Genomic DNA, 19,272 nt, shown 5'->3' with positions numbered 1-19,272 from the left:
CACTGGTTGGTCACCGCCGAGATCTCCCGCGCGTGACTGAGCAGACCGGCGACGAACGCCTTGCCCGTCTCGGACAGTTCGTAGGGGTCCTCCGGGTCGTAGAAGGCATTGCTGTCCCCCTCGAAGAGGGAGAAGTGGGTGTGCATGCCGGAGCCGGGCTGGTCGGTGAACGGCTTGGGCATGAACGTGGCCCGCACACCCTGGGTGAGCGCGACCTCCTTGACCACGTACCGGAAGGTCATCACGTTGTCGGCCATGGTCAGCGCGTCGGCGTAGCGCAGGTCGATCTCCTGCTGGCCGGGCGCACCCTCGTGGTGGCTGAACTCCACCGAGATGCCCATCGCCTCCAGCGTCTCGATGGCGTGCCTGCGGAAATGGGTCGCGGTGGCATGACTGGCCTGGTCGAAGTAACCGCCGTTGTCGGCGGGCTCCGGCTCGCGACCGTCCTCGGGCAGGGTGGACAGCAGGAAGAACTCGATCTCCGGATGCACGTAGCAGGTGAAACCGGCTTCGCTGGCCTTGGAGAGCTGCCGCCGCAGCACGTGCCGGGGGTCTGCCCAGGACGGCGAGCCGTTCGGCATCGCGATATCGCAGAACATCCGCGCCGAGTAATGGCCGCCCTCCGGCGTCTCCCACGGCAGCACCTGGAAGGTGGCGGGGTCTGGCTTGGCGACCATGTCCGACTCGTACACCCGCGCGAAACCCTCGATCGCCGAGCCGTCGAAGCCGATCCCCTCGGCGAAGGCACCCTCCAGTTCGGCCGGCGCGATGGCCACCGACTTGAGGAAGCCCAGTACGTCGGTGAACCACAGACGGACAAAGCGGATGTCACGTTCTTCCAGCGTGCGCAGCACGAACTCCTGCTGGCGTTCCATGTCGGCACCCTATGCGGATCGTGTTAACGCCACGTTGCCTGGTACCCGATCCGGGCAACCTTGCGAAGAGTTCTTCGCACTCTGGGCTGACGGGATGGCGGACGAGCGGGAGACGTACAAACAGTTGGACGCCCGCAGCCTGCGGGGGCTGGCGCATCCGCTGCGCGTTCGGATACTCGGCCTGCTGCGCACGGAGGGCCCCGCCACCTCGGCCCGGCTGGCAAAGCGGTTGACCGAGGACAGCGGCAACATCAGCTGGCACCTGCGTCGGCTGGCCAACACCGGGTTCATCACCGAGGAAACCGACTTCGGGACCCGGCGAGAGCGCTGGTGGCGTGCGGTGCACGACCACACCCGGTTCGATATCGACGACGTCCTCGACGGAGACCCGCGGTCCGGTACGCACCCTGGTGCGCGAGGTCATCGAGCTCGACTTCCAGCGGGCGATCACCTACTCGGAACAGGTCTGGCCGCGTGAGTGGGCGGAAGCCGCCGGGTTCAACAGCATGGTCGTCCGGCTGACGGCCGCCGAACTGAAGGACCTGCTCGCCGAACTGCTCGGGACCATCGGCCGGCACCGCACCGACCGCGATCCCGAGAGCGCCGAGGACGTGCTGATCCATGTCCAGGGGTTCCCGCTACGTGGCGGGGGGACCCGGGCGCGGCCAACTCGCCTACGTGAACGGCAAACTCGTGCGCGTGAGGAGCAAACTCGTGCGCGTGGGCGGCAAACTCACGCGCGTGGAGGGCAAACACGCCGGGAGCGGATGCGCAGGGACATGACGGTGGCGAGGGCGCACAGGCCGCCGGCCACGTACCAGGCGAGGTTGTAGCTGCCCAGCTGGTCGCGGGCGAGGCCGGCGCCGAAAGCGGCCAGCGCGGCGCCGACCTGGTGCGCGGCGAACACCCAGCCGAACACGATCGGTCCGGTCATGCCCCACCACTGGCGGCACAGCGCGACCGTCGGCGGCACCGTGGCCACCCAGTCCAGGCCGTAGAACACGATGAACGCCCACATCGGGGGTTCGGTGGTCGGCGCGAACAGCTGCGGCAGCAGGATCAGCGAGGCGCCGCGCAGCGTGTAGTAGACGCCCAGCAGCCAGCGCGGGTCCACCCGGTCGGTCAGCCAGCCGGAGGCGACCGTGCCCGCGATGTCGAACACCCCGACCAGTGCGAGCAGGCTCGCCGCCGTGGTGTGCGGCATGCCGTGGTCATGCGCGGCGGGGACGAAATGCGTACCGATCAGGCCGTTGGTGGAGGCCCCGCAGATCGCGAACCCGCCGGCGAGCAGCCAGAACGTCCGCGACCTCGCGGCGTCGGCCAGCACGAGCAACGCCCGCCGGGCGGAACCCGCGGCCGGGGGCGGAACCGCCTCCTCGTGACCCTGCTCGGCACCGTAGGCCGTGGTGCCGACATCACGGGGGTGGTCCCGCAGCAGGAGCAGCACGATCGGCACCACCACCAGCGCGGCACCGGACACCGCCAGGGACGCGGTGCGCCAGCCGTGGTCGGTGGCCAGCACGGCGACCAGCGGCAGGAACACCAGCTGCCCGGCCGCGCCCGCCGCGGTCAGCACGCCGCTGACCAGCCCGCGATGCCGGACGAACCAGCGCGAGGTCACGGTGGCCACGAAGGCCAGCGCCATCGAGCCGGTACCCACCCCGACCAGCACTCCCCAGCAGAGCATCAGCTGCCAGCTGGCCGACATGAAAACGGTCAGCCCGCTGCCCGTCGCGACCAGCAGCAACGCCGTGGCGACCACCCTGCGCATGCCGAGGCGTTCCATCAACGCCGCGGCGAACGGGGAGAACAGGCCGTACAACAGCATGTTGATCGACACGGCCGCCGAGATCGTCCCGCGGGACCAGCCGAACTCCGCGTGCAGCGGGTCGATCAGCACACTCGGTGCCGCGCGGAACCCCGCCGCGCCGACCAGTGCGAAGAAGGCGGCGACAACGACCAGCCAGGCCCAGTGCGGGCGGCGCGAGCTCCCCGGCCCCTTCGCGGCCGTGGCGCCGCGGTCATCGAGGTGAACCACGCGGCACAGCCTGCCGCGCGGCGGGATCCCGAACGAGTGGCCTGGTTGCCAATATGTGCAAGAATCTTGCCATGCCTCTGCCGCACCGGGTGGTCGTGCTCGCGATCAGTGAGGTGGTGGGGTACGACCTGCACATCCCGCCCCAGTTGTTCCGCGCAGCCGAACGCGACGGCGAGCCGCTCTACGAGGTGCGGATCTGCGGTGTCGACGACCAGCCGGTCCGGGTCTCCACCGGGTACACGGCCGTACTCGAGCACGGCCCCGAGGTACTCACCGAGGCCGACACCGTGATCATTCCGGGCACCCGGGTCGCCGGCCCGCGCCGGCACGGCACCCTGCCGGGGCCGGTGGCCGATGCGCTGGCGCTGATCCCACCCGGTGCCCGGCTGATGTCCATCTGCACCGGCGCCTTCGTGCTCGGTGCCGCCGGTGTGCTGGACGGTCGCCGGGCCACCACGCACTGGGCACACGCCGAGGACTTCCGCCGCCTCTACCCGCGGGTGGAACTGGACGAGACCGTGCTGTTCGTGGACGAGGGCGAGGTGCTCACCTCGGCCGGGCTCGCCGCTGGCGTGGACCTGTGCCTGCACGTGCTGCGGGCGGACCACGGCAGCGAGGTCGCCAACACCGCGGCGCGCTACTGCGTGGTGCCGCCGTGGCGGGACGGCGGCCAGAGCCAGTTCATCGAGCGCCCGGTTGCCGAGAGCGACACCGGCAGCACCGCCACGACCAGGGCGTGGGCCCTGCGCCACCTGGGCGAGCGGCTCGACCTGACCACCTTGGCCCGGCACGCGCGGATGAGCGTGCGCACCTTCAGCAGGCGCTTCCGCGCCGAGACCGGGTTGCCGCCGCGGGCCTGGCTGACCCAGCAGCGGGTGCGGCATGCCCGGCATCTGCTGGAGACCACGAACCTGCCGATCGAGACCGTGGCCTCCGAGTCGGGCCTGGGCACGGCCGCCTCACTGCGGCAGCATCTCAGCTCGGCCATCGGGGTCGCCCCACTCGCCTACCGGCGCACCTTCGCGACGTCCCACCAGCGGCCAAGCTAACGTAGGGAGCATGCTCTGCCGCCGGACCGCGTTGGTGACCGCGCTCGCGCTCGGGCTGCTTGCCGGGTGTGCCTCCTCCCCGGACACCACCGGTCCGCTGCCGGAGGGGCGGGGCCTGGTGGCCGCCGCGGCGGATCGGCTCGCCGAGCTGCGTTCGGTGCGGTTCACCCTCGGGGTGAGCGGCACGGTGCCGGGAATGAACATCCGCAACCTGGAGGGCGCGGCCTCGACCGAGGGTGGCGAGTTCGGCTGGGCCAGCGGCACCGCCGACGTGCAGGACGGGCTGGAACGCGTCGAGTACGAGTTCCTGCTCCAGGGTGACACCCTGTACCTCACCGGTAACGAGGGTTCCCGGTGGGAGGAGCCGGTGCCCGCGCGGTACGCCCCGGCCACCGTGCTGGCGCCGGAAACGGGGCTGCGGCAGTTACTGACCTCCGCGCGGGAGCTGGAGACCGAGGGCAGGGAGGAACTCGAGGAGGTCGAGGCGTTCCGGGTCAACGGCGCGGTGAGCCGGGAGGTGGTCTCCGAGCTCGTGCCGGGCATCCAGTCCGATGTCGATCTGAAGTTCTGGGTCACCGCCGAGCAGCCCCGTGATCTGGTCCGGGTGTGGATGCAGATCCCGCCGCGCAAACCGAACGAGGGCGCGGTGATGCTGGAACTCGCCCTGACCGAGCACAACCTGCCCGTCCGGCCGTAACTCTCAGGGCGCGCAGCGGGTGCCTTCCGCGGGCAGGGTGCCGTCGACCAGGTACGCCGTACCCGCCCCATCCACACACTCATTACCCTGCAAGAACACCGTGTGCTGCGTCCCCTCGAAAGTCACCAACGCCCCATCCATCGCCCTCGCAAGATTCACCCCAGCCTCATACGGCGTCGCCGGATCATTCGTCGTCGAAACCACCAACGGCGACGGCACCCCATCCACCCGCGGCAACCCCGGCTCCGACGTACTCGGCACCGGCCAGAACGCACACGCATCCAACGCCGCCCCATCCGGCCGACCATCATCAAGGAACGGCGCGGACTTCGCCATCTCCCGCTGCGCGGCCAGTATCGCGTCCTTGTCGGTGATCTTCGGGTGGTCCACGCAGTTGATCGCGGTGAACGCGTCCTGGGTACTCGCGTAGTGCCCGTTCTCGTCCCGCTGGTTGTACCGATCGGCCAGCTCCATCAGGGTCTTGCCACTGCCCTGCCGGACCTCGGCGAGCCCGGTGTTCAGCTTCTCCCAGAACTGCTCGGCGTACAGCGCCTGGATCGTGCCGGTGGTCGCGTCCTCGTAGGACAGCCTACGACCGTCGCCCACCTCGATCGGGTTGTCGATCAGCGGCCGCACCAGGTCCTGATACGCCCCGGTCGCCCCGGCCGGATCCGAACCCAGCGCACAGTCCTGCCGCTGGACACACCAGTCAACGAACTCACCGAACGCCACCCCGAACCCTGCCACCTGGGCAAGTGTGCTCTCCAGCGCGTCCTGCTCCGGATCGACCGCCCCGTCCAGCACCATCGCCCGGACCCTGGAGGGAAAGGCCTCGGCATACGTGTAGCCGATCCGGGTGCCGTAGGAATAGCCGACATAGGACAGCTTCTCGTCCCCCAACGCGGAACGCAGCACGTCCATGTCCTTGACCACGTCACGGGTACCCAGGTTCGCCAGCATCCGCTCGCCGTGCTCGGTGTGCCGCACACAGCCCGCGATGAAGTCCCGTGCCTCGGCCTCCTGCTCGGCCACCCCTCGCGGGGAACCGTCGGTCTCCCCGTCATCGGCCCGGTCGGCGTCCCGCTGCGCGTCGGTAAGACACTCGACCTGCGGCCGGCTCGCCCCCACCCCACGCGGATCGAAACCCACCAGGTCGAACCGCTGCGCCAGGGCACCTTTTCGGGCCTGCACGCCGATACCGGCCGCGGCCACCATGCCGGAGGCACCCGGCCCGCCCGGGTTGAGCACCAGCGAACCGATCCGCGCGTCCGGGTTACCGGCCCGGTGCCGGAGCAGGCCGAGGGTGATCTCCTCGCCACCGGGCTCGGCATAGTCCAGCGGCACCCGCAGCCGCGCGCACTCGACACCCTCGATCCGGAAGGCGGCCGTGCTGTCCGCCGAGGTCGCGAACGGTGCGCAGGGACCCCACTCCAGGTTCTGCTCGTAGTACCGATCCAGCGGCGCTCGGGTGGTCGGCGCGCTGGAGGCCACCGATTCGGCCGTGGTCGGCGGTGGCGAGGTGTCCGTCGGCGCGGAGGACGGTGACGAGCAGGCCGCGAGGACGCAGGTCATGGCGGCCACCGCCGGGAGGGCGGTACGACTCTTCGGCACGGTCACCCGGGTGATCGTGCCACCGCACTCATTTCGCCGGGGTACAGCGGGTGCCTTCCGCGGGCAGGGTGCCGTCGACCAGGTACGCCGTACCCGCCCCATCCACACACTCATTACCCTGCAAGAACACCGTGTGCTGCGTCCCCTCGAAAGTCACCAACGCCCCATCCATCGCCCTCGCAAGATTCACCCCAGCCTCATACGGCGTCGCCGGATCATTCGTCGTCGAAACCACCAACGGCGACGGCACCCCATCCACCCGCGGCAACCCCGGCTCCGACGTACTCGGCACCGGCCAGAACGCACACGCATCCAACGCCGCCCCATCCGGCCGACCATCATCAAGGAACGGCGCCACCGCCTCGTAACGACGCTGGGCCTCGAGGATCTCCTGCTTGTCGGTGACCCGCGGGTCGTCCACGCACCGGATGGCGGTGAACGCGTCCTGGGTACTCGCGTAGTGCCCGTTCTCGTCCCGCTGGTTGTAGAGGTCGGCCAGGGCCATCAGCATGCCGGCCTTCCGCTGTTTCAGCTGGTTCAGCCCGGTGTTCAGCTTCTCCCAGAACTGCTCGGCGTACAGCGCCTGGATCGTGCCGGTGGTCGCGTCCTCGTAGGACAGCGGCCGCTCGCCCGCCGGGACCGGGTTGTCGATCAGCGGCCGCACCAGGTCCTGATACGCCCCGGTCGCCCCGGCCGGATCCGAACCCAGCGCACAGTCCTGCCGCTGGACACACCAGTCAACGAACTCACCGAACGCCACCCCGAAGCCCTTGCCCTGCGCGACCAGCGAATCCACGGCGTTCTGCTCCGGGTCGAGGGCGCCGTCCAGCACCAGCGCGCGCACATTGCCGGGGAACGCCTCGGCATAGGTGTAGCCGATCCGGGTGCCGTAGGAATAGCCGACATAGGACAGCTTCTCGTCCCCCAACGCGGAACGCAGCACGTCCATGTCCTTGACCACGTCACGGGTACCCAGGTTCGCCAGCATCTCCGGGCCGTGCTCGGTGCGCTGCGCACACTGCCGCGCGAACGTCTTCGCCTCGGCCTCCTGCTCGGCCACCCCTCGCGGGGAACCGTCGGTCTCCCCGTCATCGGCCCGGTCGGCGTCCCGCTCGGCGTCGGTGAGGCAGTCCACCTGCGGCCGGCTCGCCCCCACCCCACGCGGATCGAAACCCACCAGGTCGAACCGCTCGCCCAGTGGCGTGCCCTCGACCTGCTTGGCGGTGGAGGCCGCCGCCACCATGCCGGAGGCGCCCGGACCGCCCGGGTTGAGCACCAGCGAACCGATCCGCGCGTCCGGGTTACTCGCCTCGCGTCGAAGCAACCCGATCGTGATCTCCTCGCCACCCGGGTCGGCGTAGTCCAGCGGCACGGTCAGTCGCGCGCACCGCTGCCCGGTGGCCCCGAAGGTCCGCTCGGCGTTCGCCGAGGTCGCGTAGGGCGAGCAGGGCTCCCAGGTCAGCGGCTGGGCATAGAACCGGTCGAGGCCATCCGGCACCGGGCCGACGGGGCCGTTGGTCTCGGTGACCGTGCCGTGCTGCTCGCCCGCGTCGCTCGAGCAGGCGGTCAACGAGCTGATCAGCAGACCGATGGCCGCTAGACAGGAGGCGGGAAGCAGGTAGCGTTCGCGGGCGGGCACCACATGATGGTGCCATTCGGCAATACAGGAACTCGAACGCACCGTCACTGCGTTGGGGAAACAGACCAGACGGGACACGGGAGGCCACGGGTGGCAGCGTTGATGAGCCGGGTCGGCAAGCGGTTGCGCAAAATCATCCAGCGCCCGGCCAGCGTGGAACTGACCCGGTACGAGGCGCTACTGCCGGCGATCGAGAAGCGTGAAGCCGAGCTGCAGAAGCTCTCCGACGCGGAGTTCACCGAGGCCGCGGGCAAGCTGCGCGCGACCGAGCCGCCGGAGCGGGTCTCCTTCAGCGAGGAACAGCTGGTCACCCTGTGCGCGCTCGGCCGGGAGGCCGCCCGCAGGGCGCTGGACGAGCGGGCCTTCGACGTGCAGTTGCTCGGCACGATGGGGTTGCTCACCGGGCATGTCGTGCAGATGGCCACCGGAGAGGGCAAGACGCTGGCCGGGGCGCTGGCCGCAGCGGGGTACGCGCTACGGGGCAAGCGGGTGCACCTCATCTCGGTGAACGACTACCTTGCCCGGCGGGACGCCGAGTGGATGCGGCCGGTCTACGACCTGCTCGGGGTGTCGGTCGGCTGGGTGGAGCCGGCGCTGAGCCGCGAGGAGCGGCGCACCGCCTACTCCGCCGAGATCTGCTACGGCGCGGTCAGCGAGATCGGCTTCGACGTGCTGCGCGATCGGCTGGTCACCCGCGAGGAGGACCTGGTACAGCCCGAGCCCGAGGTGGCGATCGTCGACGAGGCCGACTCGGTGCTGGTCGACGAGGCCAGGGTGCCGCTGGTGATGGCGGGGTCGGTGGACGCGGGGGTCGCCGACGAGGAGGTGGCCACCATTGTCCGGCGGCTGCGGCTCGGCCTGCACTACGAGACCGACGCCGACGGTCGAAACGCCTGGCTGACCTCGGCAGGCGCCTCGGTGGTGGAGAAGGCACTGGGTGGGATCGACCTGTACGGCGAGGAGCTCGGTTCCGGCTCCGACCGGCTCGCCTCGATCAATGCCGCGCTGCACGCGCATGCCCTGCTCACCCGGGATGTGGACTACCTGGTCCGGGACGGGAAGGTGCAGTTGATCAACGCCTCCCGTGGCCGGGTGGCCGAGCTGCAACGCTGGCCGGACGGGTTGCAGGCCGCGGTCGAGGCCAAGGAGCAGATCCCGCCGTCGGAACGCGGCGAGATCCTCGACTCGATCACCGTGCAGGCGCTGCTGGCCCGCTACCCGCAGGTCGCGGGCATGACCGGCACCGCGGTGGCGGTCGCCGAGCAGCTACGCGAGTTCTACCGGCTCGAGGTGGCGGTGATCCCGCCGAACATGCCGAACATCCGGGAGGACGCGCCGGACCGCATCTTCGCCTCGCCCTCGCACAAGCTGCGCGCGATCGTCGAGGAGATCCGCGAGGTGCACGAGACCGGCCGGCCGATCCTGGTCGGCACGCAGGACGTGGCCGAGTCCGAGGAGCTGGCCGAGAAGCTGGCGAAGGCCGAGCTGCCCTGCGTGGTGTTGAACGCCCGCAACGATGCCGAGGAGGCCGGGATCATCGCCGAGGCCGGCAAGCATTCGGCGATCACCGTGTCCACCCAGATGGCGGGTCGCGGCACCGACATCCGGCTGGGCGGCGCGGCCGCGGCCGTCGGTAGCGCGGAACGGGAGCGGGTCGCCGAGCTCGGCGGGCTGCACGTGATCGGCACCGCCCGCTACCCGAGCAGCAGGCTGGACGACCAGCTACGTGGCCGCGCGGGTCGGCAGGGCGACCCCGGCAGCTCGGTGTTCTTCGCCAGCCTGAACGACGACCTGGTGCTCGGTTACGCCCCGGACGTACCGGGCGGGATCGAAGCCGAGGACGAGACCGGGGAGATCACCGCCGCGTCCGCCTACCGGCACATCCAGCACGCGCAGCGCGTCGCCGAGGGCGTCGATCTGGAGATCCACCGCAACACCTGGCGCTACACCCGGCTGATCGAGCGGCAGCGCGGCGAGTTGCTCGCCCACCGGGACAAGCTGCTGCGCACCCCGCTGGCCGCGGAGACCCTGGAGAAAGCCGCGCCGGAACGGTACGCGGAACTGGCCGAGCGGCTGGAGGCGGACGCGCTGGGCCAGGCCTGCCGGGAGATCATGCTCTACCACCTCGACCAGTTGTGGGCCGACCACCTCGCCTTTCTCACCGACGTGCGGGAGAGCATCCACCTGCGGGCGCTGGCGCGGGAGACCCCGATCGACGAGTTCCACCGCGCCGCCGTCCCGCAGTTCCGCAAGGTGCTCCCGGAGGCCGAGGAGCGTTCGGCGCAGACCCTGACCGAAGCCGAGATCACCGAGGACGGGGTCGACCTCGCGGCGTCCGGCGTGCGCAGGCCCACCTCCACCTGGACCTACCTGGTGCACGACAACCCGTTCGACTCCGACGCTGAGCAGGCATTGAAGAAGGTGCGCAGCATGCTCCGCAAGAAGCGCGGCTGAGCGAGCACCCGGTCGGCGTCGCCGCGACTCTCCGGGTACGGAAGAATGACCGCATGCCGCAACTGCGCATCGCGTTGGGTCAGATCAATCCTACGGTGGGTGACCTGCATGGCAACGCCGAGCTGATCGTCGAGTGGACTCGCCAGGCCGCGCACGAAGGCGCGCACGTCATGGTGTTCTCCGAGATGTCCCTGGTCGGCTACCCGGTGGAGGACCTGGCGTTGCGCGCGTCGTTCGCCAGGGCGTCGCGGGCCAAGGCGGACGAGCTGGCCGGGCTGCTGGCGCAGGCGGGTTGCGGGGAGGTGCTCACCTATGTCGGCTACCTGGACCGGGACGAGGTGGGTCCGCGCAATGCCGTCGTCGGGCTGTTCCGCGGCGAGGTGGTCCTCCGGCAGTTCAAGCACCACCTGCCGAACTACGGGGTGTTCGACGAGCGCCGCAACTTCGAGCCGGGTGACTCGCTGGACGTGGTGCGCCTGCACGGCCTCGACATCGGCCTGGTGATCTGCGAGGACATGTGGCAGGAGGGCGGTCCGGTCACCGCACTCGGCGAGGCCGGGGTGGACCTGGTCGTGGCGCCGAACGCCTCGCCGTACGAACGTTCCAAGGACGACATCCGGTTGCCGCTCGCGGCCAGGCGCGCCGCCGAGGCCGGAGCGCCGCTGGTGTACACCAACCAGGTCGGCGGCCAGGATGACCTGGTCTTCGACGGGGACTCCATTGTGGTCGGCACGGATGGCGAGTTGCTTGCCCGCGCACCGCAGTTCGTCGAGCATCTGCTGGTGACCGACCTGGACATGGTCGCGGGTGGACATACCGCCGAGGGTGAGCTGGCCGGCCTGCGGGTCCGGCGCCGCCTGCTCGGCGACGATCTCCGGGACCCGCTGCCGCCGTACCCACCGCTGGCCGGACCGGTGATCAGCGAGCCGCTCTCCGAGGAGGCGGAGGTCTGGGCGGCACTGGTCGTGGGGCTGCGCGACTATGTGCACAAGAACGGTTTCCGGTCGGTGATCTTCGGTTTCTCCGGTGGGATCGATTCCTCGGTGGCCGCGGCGCTGGCGGTGGACGCGCTCGGGCCGGACGCGGTGCACGGCGTGGCCATGCCGTCGAAGTACTCCTCCGAACACTCGCGTTCGGACGCGGCCGAGCTGGCCCGCAGGCTGGGCTGCCACTTCCGGGCCGAGCCGATCGAGAACATGGTCGCGTCCTATGTCGACCAACTCGGGCTGGCCGGCACCGGCCTGGCCGAGGAGAACGTCCAGTCCCGGGTGCGCGGGGTGCTGCTGATGGCGCTGTCCAACCTGGAAGGGCATCTGGTGCTGGCCCCCGGCAACAAGACCGAGCTGGCCGTGGGGTACTCGACCATCTACGGCGACGCGGTCGGCGCGTTCGCACCGATCAAGGACGTGTTCAAGACGCACGTCTGGCGGCTGGCCCGCTGGCGCAACGCGGACGCGGAGAAGCGTGGCGAGACTCCGCCCATCCCGGAGAGCTCGATCACCAAACCGCCCTCGGCGGAACTCCGGCCGGACCAGCTCGACACCGACTCGCTGCCGGACTACCCCCTGCTGGATGACATTCTGGACGACTACGTCGAGGGTGACCGTGGGCTGGATGACCTGCTCGCGGCGGGCTTCGACGCCGAGCTGATCGACCGGGTGGTGCGCATGGTGGACAAGGCGGAGTACAAGCGCCGCCAGTACCCGCCCGGCACGAAGATCACGTTCAAGGCGTTCGGCAGGGACCGCAGGTTGCCGATGACCAACGCCTGGCGCGAGTCCCACTAGGAGCCGAGTCGCGATGAACACCGAAGAACCGCGGGCGCAGACGCCGACGGTGCTGGCCGAACCGCCATGGTTGCAGGCGGTCTATCTCCTTGGGTTCCCCGCACTCGGTGCCGGGGCAGGCTGGTTGCTCCGGCGCCTCGCCGACTGGGCGCTCGGGTTGGCCTGGATCCCGTTCCAGGGGCCGCTGGAACTCATCGACTCGGTTCCCGAACCGCACCTGACCATCGGGGTGATCGTGGTCGGCGCACTGGCCGGGTTGGTGCTCGGTTTCGTCGCGCAGCACGAGAGCCTCACCGTCACCGTCACCCCCGACCGCGTGGTGCTGGATCGGGAGGACACCGAGCGGGAGTTCGACCGGGCACAGATCAGCGCGGTCTTCCGCGAGGGCGACCGGCTGGTGCTGCTCGGCAGGCGGGGTGAGGAACTGGCCAACCATCCCTCCGAGCTGAGCACGGCCCACTACGCGGCGGCCTTCCGCGAGCACGGCTACCCGTGGGCCGAAGGCGATCCCCATGCCGAGGAGTTCCGGCGCTGGGTTCCGGACCAGCCCGAACTCCCCACCGGGGCGAACGCCCTGTTCACCGCGCGGGACAAGGCGTTGGGCGGGAACAAGTCGGACGACGCGAAGGAACTGCGGGCTGAGCTCGCCAAGCTCGGCGTGGTCGTCAAGGACGGCAAGGGCAAGCGCCAGTACTGGCGGCTCACCGGCCAGGACTCGGCATCATGACGACCTCCGGCTGCACGGTGTTCGAGACCGCGCTCGGCCACTGCGCGATCGCCTGGGCGGAGGACCGTGTGCTCGGCGCCCAGCTACCGGAGGGCGACGAGCAACGGGCGCGGGCCCGCATGCGTGGCCGGTTCCCGCAGGCTCGGGAAGCGGACCCGCCGCCCGCCGCGCGGCAGGCGATCGACGGTGTGCGGGCGTTGCTCCGCGGTGAACCGAGCGATCTCACCGCGGTGCCGCTGGACATGACCGAGGTGCCGGATTTCCACCGGAAGGTCTACGAACTCGCCAGGGAGATCCCGCCCGGCCGGACCCGCACCTACGGGGAGATCGCGCAGAGTCTCGGCGTCCCGGGATCGGCACGCGCCGTCGGGCAGGCCCTCGGCAGCAACCCGTTCGCACCGATCGTGCCGTGCCACCGGGTGCTCGCCGCGGGCGGCAAGGTCGGCGGCTTCTCCGCGCGCGGCGGAACCGACACCAAACGGCGCCTGCTCGAGATCGAGGGCGTCTACCTCGAGGAGCCGACGCTGTTCTAGGAGGTCTTGGCCGCGGCGGGCTTCCACGGCTTGATCCACGGCGTTTCCGGCCAGCCCTCCGCCCCGGCCATCAACTCGAACGCGGTGGCACCGTCCACGGACTCGCGGATGATGTCGGCGTGCCCGGCGTGCCGGGCGATCTCCTCGATCAGGTGCAGCAGGACCCAGCGCACCGACCAGGCCTCGATGTCCTTCGGGTTCCACGGCGCGTCCGGCACCGGGACCGGCAGGCCGAGGTCGGGGATGCCGCGGATGACCTCCTCGGTTTCCGCCGCCGCGCGCCGGGAGTCGGCGAGGATCTCCTCGAGGGTCTCCTGCTCGTCGAGCCGGAAGTCGTTGCCGTACTTTTCCATCAGTTCCGGGCTCATCGGCGCGGCGCGCTGGAGCACGGTGTCCATCCAGCCACGCTCGGTGGCGGTGACGTGCTTGACCAGGCCGCCGACGCTCAGCGAGCTCGTGGTGGGGGTGGCCCTCGCCTGCTCGTCGGTCAGGCCGTACGCCGCGGTACGCAACACGTATCGCTGCTGTTCGAGAAAGGCGAGCAGGCCATCGCGCTCATCGGCGACGGGGCGGACGTTGCCAGGCATGATCCCTCCAGTTTCGACCGGCCCATCCGGTCCGACAGGGAGATCCTGGCACGGGCCACCGACATTTCCCGGCTACCAAGGAGACCGGAAGTAGGTCGACTCGGCCGACACGGCCTTGCCTGCGAGACAAGCGGGTCGGCCCGCTGGAGGTCGGATTGGTATCTACCGGCACGGTACGAGCCGATCACTGTGGGCGTATCCGGGACGCGTTCAGCAGGTAGGCGGCGCCGACGAACAGCAACCCGACCATGGTGACCAACTGCAACCGGACGAGCAGGCCGACGAACTGCCCATCGCCGAACGTTTCCAGCGCCGCCACCACGATCGCCGCGGCCAGCACGATCACGAAGGCCACCCTGGCCGCGGTACGCCACCCGCCGAGCCACCATCGTTCCAGGCACGCCGCCGCGGCCAGCTGGATCGCCGTGGTGACCCAGGCGGTGGCGAAATGGATCTGGTGGGCGACCGAAACCCTGCCCTCGGCGATCATGTCCCGGCACCGCTCGCCTGCGGAGGGCGCACAGTCCAACGTGAACAGCGCGCTGAGCAGCACGTTCAACCCGAAGATCCCGAGCAGTAGCACGACCACCCGCGGCCAGGTCTGCGCGGGAACCAGCCGCAGCAACGGTGGGACCATGAGCATGAAGGCGATACCGGAGACGATGTAGGCGGTCCGGAACAGACCCCGGTACGGCTCACCATCGGCGGTGGCCTCGCCGATCCGGGCGTCGATCGGGGAAAGCCCGGTGGGCAGGAAGAACTCCAGCAACCACGACCAGTAGGCGACCCCGCCGACCACCATCAGCGCCACGGCCACGTACAGGGCCGTTCGCACCCCGCTACTCATTCGCGTGGTCCGGCGGCCGGCGGCTGGTTGCGGGTAAGGCGCGTACGGCCGCCGCACCAGCGAACGCACATACCAAGGAGACCGAAAGCAGCCCGGCCACACAAGCTAGCTGACCTGGGCAAAACAGCTGCTTTCGGTCGGATTGGTATCTACCGGCACAATACACTCCCATTGCCTGACACCGGCTCGGATCACACGGTCGGTGTGATCGTTGGGGGTGATCTTAGCCAGCAGGGGCAAGGATGTCGCACCGCACCGGTCACCGGATATCGGACCGTGCCCCCACCCCCGCCGACCGGGCCGGGCCTGGCCTGGCCTGTGAAGCTCATCGCACGATCTTGGGTTCGCCTCGGCGTGGTGCGACGCTTCGAAGTGCACCCGCCGAACTACCCGGGGACCCTGGTACAGGGCCTCGAGGGAAGGAAGGTCGACGACGATGTCCACCCCCGAATCGAACCGTGCCAGCGCGGGCGAGCAGCCCGCCCCGTACGGCTCCGGCTCCGCAACCAGGGCCGGCCGGCCCGGCCGCCAGGTCCGCGTCCATCACCTGCGGGAGCTCAAGGAACGCGGCGAGCCCTGGCCGATGCTCACCGCCTACGACATGTACACCGCCGAACTGTTCGACGAGGCCGGCATCCCGGTGCTGCTGGTCGGCGACTCGGCCGCGAACAACGTGTTCGGCTACGACACCTCGCTGCCGGTCACCGTGGACGAACTGCTCCCACTGGTTCGCGGCGTCACTCGATCGGTGAAACACGCGCTGGTGGTGGCCGATCTGCCCTTCGGCTCCTACCAGCTTTCCACGGAACAGGCGCTCGCCACCTCGGTGCGGTTCATGAAGGAGGGCCGCGCGCACGCGGTGAAGCTGGAAGGCGGCAGGGCGTTCACGCCGCACGTCCAGGCGTTGACCGCCGCGGGGGTGCCGGTGATGGGGCATATCGGCTTCACCCCGCAGAGCGAGCACAACCTGGGCGGCTACCGGGTACAGGGGCGCGGAGCCGCGGCCGAGGAACTGCTGGCCGACGCGGTGGCCCTGCAGGAGGCGGGGGCGTTCGCGGTGGTCATGGAGATGGTCCCCGCCGAGGCCGCCAAGCGGATCACCCACGAGCTGCACATCCCGACCATCGGGATCGGCGCGGGCCCGGACTGCGACGCGCAGGTGCTGGTCTGGCAGGACATGGCGGGACTGCGCCGGGGCAAGGCACCCCGGTTCGTCAAGCGCTACGCCGACCTCGCCGGGGTGCTCTCCGGTGCCGCCACCGCCTTCGCCGAGGAGGTCCGCCGGGGCGAGTTCCCGGCACCGGAGCACTCGTTCCACTGATTCATATACATGAACAGTAGTCATGTATTTGACTACATTCGGTAGATACCTTACCTTTTTGCACACCTCGCTCCGAGGGAACCGGGCCGGGGCTCACTCGAGATGGCGGCGGGAGTGAGCCCCCACCCGAAAGCGGCGAGGTACGCGCGCGTCCGGCAGAGTGGACCAGCATGAACGAGCTGTACCCGCCGATCCAGCCGTACGAGCACGGCAAGCTGGACGTCGGCGACGGCAACACCGTGTACTGGGAATGCTGCGGTAACCCCGCGGGCAAACCCGTCGTCGTCCTGCACGGTGGGCCGGGCAGCGGGCTCGCGCCCCTGGCCCGCCAGCACTTCGACCCGCTGGCCTACCGCATCGTGCTGTTCGACCAGCGTGGCGCGGGCCGCAGCACCCCGCCTGCCGCCGAGGCGGTCGACGACCTCGCGGCGAACACCACCTGGCATCTGGTCGCCGATATGGAGCTGCTGCGGGAGCACCTGCGGATCGAGCGCTGGCAACTGTTCGGCGGTTCCTGGGGGGCGACGCTGGCACTGGCCTACGCGCAGACGCATCCCGGAAGGGTGACCGAGATCGTGCTGCGCGGGGTGTTCACCGGGCGGCGCGGCGAGCTCGACTGGATTTACCGGGGCGGAGCCGGGCAGCTCTTTCCCGAGGAGTGGGCGAGCTACCTCGCCCCGCTGGACGAGGCCGGGCGCGCGGATCCACTCGCCGCCTACCGGAAGCTGCTGGACCACCCGGACCCGGCCGTGCGGGAACGGGCCGCGGTCGCGTGGAGCGCGTGGGAAGGCGCGATCGTCTCCGTCGTGCCCCAGGAGAGTTTCCGGAGCAACTACGCGCGGCCGGAGTTCGCGGTGCCGTTCGCCCGGATCGCACTGCACTACTTCACGCACGGCGCCTGGCTCGACGAAGGACAGCTCATCCGCGACGCGGCCAAATTGCAGGGCATTCCCGGGATGATCGTGCAGGGTCGCTACGACCTGGTGTGCCCGCCGGTCACGGCCTACGAGCTGCACAGGGCATGGCCCGGCTCCGAGCTGCGCATCCTGCCGAACGCGGGGCACGCGGTGAACGACCCGGGGGTGCTCCGCGAGCTGCGGCTGGCGACCGACCGTTTCGCCGCGACCGCCTGAGTCCCGCCCGCGGGCCGGCTACCCCGCGCCTTCGAGGTGCTCCAGCAGCACGTCGGCGTGACAGGGCTTGGGCGCGCACCAGCAGCCGAGCGCGCGGCCGTCCAGCTCCCCGGCACGCAGGCGGCGCAGCAGGCCCGGCTGCCTGTCCAGATACTCGCGGTAGTGCCGGACCATGGCCTGCCGGTCCTGCTTGGCCTCCCGGACGAACGGGTTGGCGAACCCGGACTCCGGCCAGCCGTGCCGGGGACCGGCGTGCCCGACATAGGTGATCAGGTCGTTGCGCACCAGCCAGGGCACGAGCCGCCGGTGCGGTCCGGACTTGCGCACGTTGACCACCGCCGCCCGGCAGGCCAGTATCCGCTCGGCGATCTCCCGCTCCCCCGCCGTCCAGCGATCCGCCCCGGCGGGCAGGTCCTCCGGCCGGTCACTCATCGGCGGGCAGCCGCTCGAACCGGACCTTGCGCCGCGCCACGTCGACGTCGGTCAGCCGTACCATGATCCGTTCCCCTTCAGGGAGTCCCGCGCCGGCACACTTGCCGAGCACAGGCGGGTCCTCGATCAGCACCTCCGCCCGGGTGGCGTCGGCGCGCAGCACCACGGCGCTGAACCGGCCACCGACGTGCTCGGCGAGGATCCAGGACTCGACCTGGTCGAGGCAGGCTCGCTCCACTTTGGCCGCCAGCAGGTCCGATGCGCTCATCACCTCGGGCATGTCGACCAGCGCCGCGCGCACCCAGTCCGGCACCGGCCGTCCCGCGGTGACGGCGAGGCAGACCTCGGTGCCGAACCGGTCGACCAGCCGCCGGATCGGCGCGGTGACATGCGCGTACGGGCCACCGATCCCGGCATGTACGGCCAGTTCCGGCGGTCCGGAGTGGAAGCTGGTGTATCCCGCCCCGCGCAGCACGCGGGTGGTGCAGGCGTAGAACGCCAACGATTCCGGGCGGGCGGCGTCCATGGTGCTGAGCAGCTCGGAGACGCTGGTACCGGAAGGCCATTCGATCCCGAACGCGGCCGCGGAACGGCGCAACCAGTCCAGCGTGGCCTCATCCGGGGCCGGGAGCGTGCGCAGCACCCCGATTCCGGCCTCCAGCATGATCGAGGCCGCGGACATGCCGGTGAGCAGGGACAGCTCGGCGTTCCACGCCTCGACCTCGTTGCGCGGCCGCAGACCGAGGGTCCAGCCGTCCGCCTCACCGCCGTGGATCTCCTGCTCGGGCAGCTGCGGCTCGACCGCGCCGCGCCGGACCGCCAGCTCCCGCCGCAACCTGCCGAACTCCGCCAGCGCGGCCACCGGCCCCGGTGGCGTGCCCGCGTCGAACGCGGCCTGCACCGACTCGTAGTCGAGCTGCGCACTCGAGCGAATCAGCGCCCGCCGTACCCGGACCCGCTCCGGCTCGCCCCAGGCGTCGGTGTCGATGGTCCACCACACCGCCGGCCGTACCTCGCCGGGCAGCAGGCTGGCCGCACCCTCGGACAGTTCCGGCGGGTGCAACGGGATGGTCCCGTCCGGGAGGTACAGCGTCTGCCCGCGCCGCCGGGACTCCCGATCGATCGCGCCGCCCGCCGGCACGAAGGCGACCAGGTCGGCGATGGCGTAATGCACCCGGAACCCGCCGGAGCGGGTGCGCTCGATCAGCGTGGCCTGGTCGAGGTCCTTGGATCCCGCCGGGTCGATGGTCACGAACGGAAGGTCGGTGGCGTCCACCCGGCCGCCCGCGAACTCCGCGGGATCGCCTGCCACCGCCTCCGCCTCGGCCAGCACCTCGGCCAGAAAGCCCTCCGGCAGCTCGAACTCGGCGCGTAACGCGGCGAAGTCGCCGTCCGCGCCGGTCGTGCGGATCACCGAGGAAGGCACACCCTCACCCTAACTCGCTCGGCCGGGTCCATCGCTCGTTCGAGGCTCGGCCGTTCGGTGTACCTTGACGCACGAAAGAAATGAAAACCGATCCCATCTTCACTAGTGTTTTCTGG

17 protein-coding genes (1 of these 17 running past the window's edge) are annotated in these 19,272 nt (G+C 70.3%); 9 read left to right on the top strand and 8 right to left on the bottom strand.

All coding sequences use genetic code 11. The features are described 5' to 3' along the window. Window positions 1–875: the 5' portion of a type I glutamate--ammonia ligase gene (gene glnA, locus FB471_RS23705; RefSeq protein ID WP_142000582.1), read on the bottom strand. It extends 469 nt beyond the left edge of the window; the window shows 875 of its 1,344 coding nt (coding positions 1–875); the start codon lies at window positions 873–875; its stop codon lies off the left edge, out of view. A 94-nt stretch (window positions 876–969) separates the two neighbouring features. On the opposite strand from glnA, the gene FB471_RS23700 reads away from it, so the two are divergent. Beyond that, a complete protein-coding gene (locus tag FB471_RS23700) occupies window positions 970–1,353 on the top strand; it encodes a winged helix-turn-helix domain-containing protein (protein ID WP_142000581.1) in 384 nt (127 codons plus the stop codon). Window positions 1,354–1,608: 255 nt separating this feature from the next. Here the strand turns inward: FB471_RS23700 and FB471_RS23695 are convergent, their stop codons facing one another. Continuing rightward, a complete protein-coding gene (locus FB471_RS23695; protein WP_425457084.1) occupies window positions 1,609–2,913 on the bottom strand; it encodes an MFS transporter in 1,305 nt (434 codons plus the stop codon). Between the two features lie 71 nt (window positions 2,914–2,984). On the opposite strand from FB471_RS23695, the gene FB471_RS23690 reads away from it, so the two are divergent. Together FB471_RS23690 and FB471_RS23685 are read left to right on the top strand one after the other, a co-directional pair. Then, window positions 2,985–3,962: a GlxA family transcriptional regulator gene (locus FB471_RS23690; RefSeq protein ID WP_211358114.1), complete on the top strand. Its 978-nt coding sequence runs from the start codon at window positions 2,985–2,987 to the stop codon at window positions 3,960–3,962. A 10-nt stretch (window positions 3,963–3,972) separates the two neighbouring features. Then, window positions 3,973–4,659 (top strand): LppX_LprAFG lipoprotein, encoded by a 687-nt coding sequence (locus tag FB471_RS23685; RefSeq protein ID WP_142000579.1) that lies wholly within the window; start codon window positions 3,973–3,975, stop codon window positions 4,657–4,659. A gap of 3 nt (window positions 4,660–4,662) precedes the next feature. On the opposite strand, the gene FB471_RS23680 is transcribed toward FB471_RS23685, so the two are convergent. Together FB471_RS23680 and FB471_RS23675 are read right to left on the bottom strand one after the other, a co-directional pair. Beyond that, entirely contained in the window at window positions 4,663–6,231 is a 1,569-nt protein-coding gene (locus tag FB471_RS23680; protein ID WP_142002375.1) for an alpha/beta hydrolase, read from the bottom strand. A gap of 67 nt (window positions 6,232–6,298) precedes the next feature. Continuing rightward, window positions 6,299–7,909 (bottom strand): alpha/beta hydrolase, encoded by a 1,611-nt coding sequence (locus FB471_RS23675; protein WP_211358113.1) that lies wholly within the window; start codon window positions 7,907–7,909, stop codon window positions 6,299–6,301. A 102-nt stretch (window positions 7,910–8,011) separates the two neighbouring features. Here FB471_RS23675 and secA2 point away from each other — a divergent pair, with 102 nt between their 5' ends. Genes secA2 through FB471_RS23655 form a run of 4 tightly spaced genes read left to right on the top strand, consistent with a single transcriptional unit; the run spans window position 8,012 to window position 13,410 of the window. Then, window positions 8,012–10,363: an accessory Sec system translocase SecA2 gene (gene secA2 / locus FB471_RS23670; protein ID WP_142002371.1), complete on the top strand. Its 2,352-nt coding sequence runs from the start codon at window positions 8,012–8,014 to the stop codon at window positions 10,361–10,363. A gap of 53 nt (window positions 10,364–10,416) precedes the next feature. After that, window positions 10,417–12,150 carry an NAD+ synthase gene (locus FB471_RS23665; protein ID WP_142000578.1) on the top strand — a complete coding sequence of 578 codons (1,734 nt, stop codon included), beginning with the start codon at window positions 10,417–10,419 and terminating at the stop codon, window positions 12,148–12,150. Between the two features lie 13 nt (window positions 12,151–12,163). After that, entirely contained in the window at window positions 12,164–12,877 is a 714-nt protein-coding gene (locus FB471_RS23660) for a YqeB family protein (RefSeq protein ID WP_142000577.1), read from the top strand. Continuing rightward, on the top strand, window positions 12,874–13,410 hold the full coding sequence (locus FB471_RS23655; protein WP_142000576.1) for a methylated-DNA--[protein]-cysteine S-methyltransferase: 537 nt from the start codon (window positions 12,874–12,876) through the stop codon (window positions 13,408–13,410). The genes FB471_RS23660 and FB471_RS23655 overlap by 4 nt, the downstream gene beginning before the upstream one ends. Here FB471_RS23655 and FB471_RS23650 read toward each other — a convergent pair. Together FB471_RS23650 and FB471_RS23645 are read right to left on the bottom strand one after the other, a co-directional pair. Then, a complete protein-coding gene (locus tag FB471_RS23650; RefSeq protein WP_142000575.1) occupies window positions 13,407–13,997 on the bottom strand; it encodes a DinB family protein in 591 nt (196 codons plus the stop codon). The two genes, FB471_RS23655 and FB471_RS23650, sit on opposite strands and share 4 nt — an antisense overlap. Window positions 13,998–14,181: 184 nt before the next feature. Next, a complete protein-coding gene (locus tag FB471_RS23645) occupies window positions 14,182–14,832 on the bottom strand; it encodes a DUF998 domain-containing protein (protein WP_170220904.1) in 651 nt (216 codons plus the stop codon). A 448-nt stretch (window positions 14,833–15,280) separates the two neighbouring features. Between FB471_RS23645 and panB the strand changes: the two genes are divergently transcribed. Both panB and pip read left to right on the top strand, forming a co-directional pair. Continuing rightward, the gene (gene panB, locus FB471_RS23640) at window positions 15,281–16,165 is read left to right on the top strand and encodes a 3-methyl-2-oxobutanoate hydroxymethyltransferase (RefSeq protein ID WP_142000573.1); all 885 of its coding nucleotides are present in this window, start codon (window positions 15,281–15,283) and stop codon (window positions 16,163–16,165) included. A 170-nt stretch (window positions 16,166–16,335) separates the two neighbouring features. Further along, window positions 16,336–17,298: a prolyl aminopeptidase gene (pip, locus tag FB471_RS23635; RefSeq protein WP_142000572.1), complete on the top strand. Its 963-nt coding sequence runs from the start codon at window positions 16,336–16,338 to the stop codon at window positions 17,296–17,298. 18 nt (window positions 17,299–17,316) lie between these two features. Here pip and FB471_RS23630 read toward each other — a convergent pair whose 3' ends face one another. Both FB471_RS23630 and FB471_RS23625 read right to left on the bottom strand, forming a co-directional pair. Further along, window positions 17,317–17,730, bottom strand: coding sequence for a DUF4326 domain-containing protein (locus FB471_RS23630; protein ID WP_142000571.1), 414 nt, complete (start codon window positions 17,728–17,730; stop codon window positions 17,317–17,319). Then, window positions 17,723–19,144, bottom strand: coding sequence for an RNB domain-containing ribonuclease (locus tag FB471_RS23625; protein WP_142002369.1), 1,422 nt, complete (start codon window positions 19,142–19,144; stop codon window positions 17,723–17,725). The genes FB471_RS23630 and FB471_RS23625 overlap by 8 nt, the downstream gene beginning before the upstream one ends. Between the last annotated feature and the right edge of the window lie 128 nt (window positions 19,145–19,272).

This window comes from Amycolatopsis cihanbeyliensis, from assembly GCF_006715045.1.
Taxonomy (GTDB): Bacteria; Actinomycetota; Actinomycetes; order Mycobacteriales; family Pseudonocardiaceae; genus Amycolatopsis; species Amycolatopsis cihanbeyliensis.
Note: the sequence above shows the minus strand (reverse complement) of the source record. Positions and strands in the feature narration are given on the sequence as shown.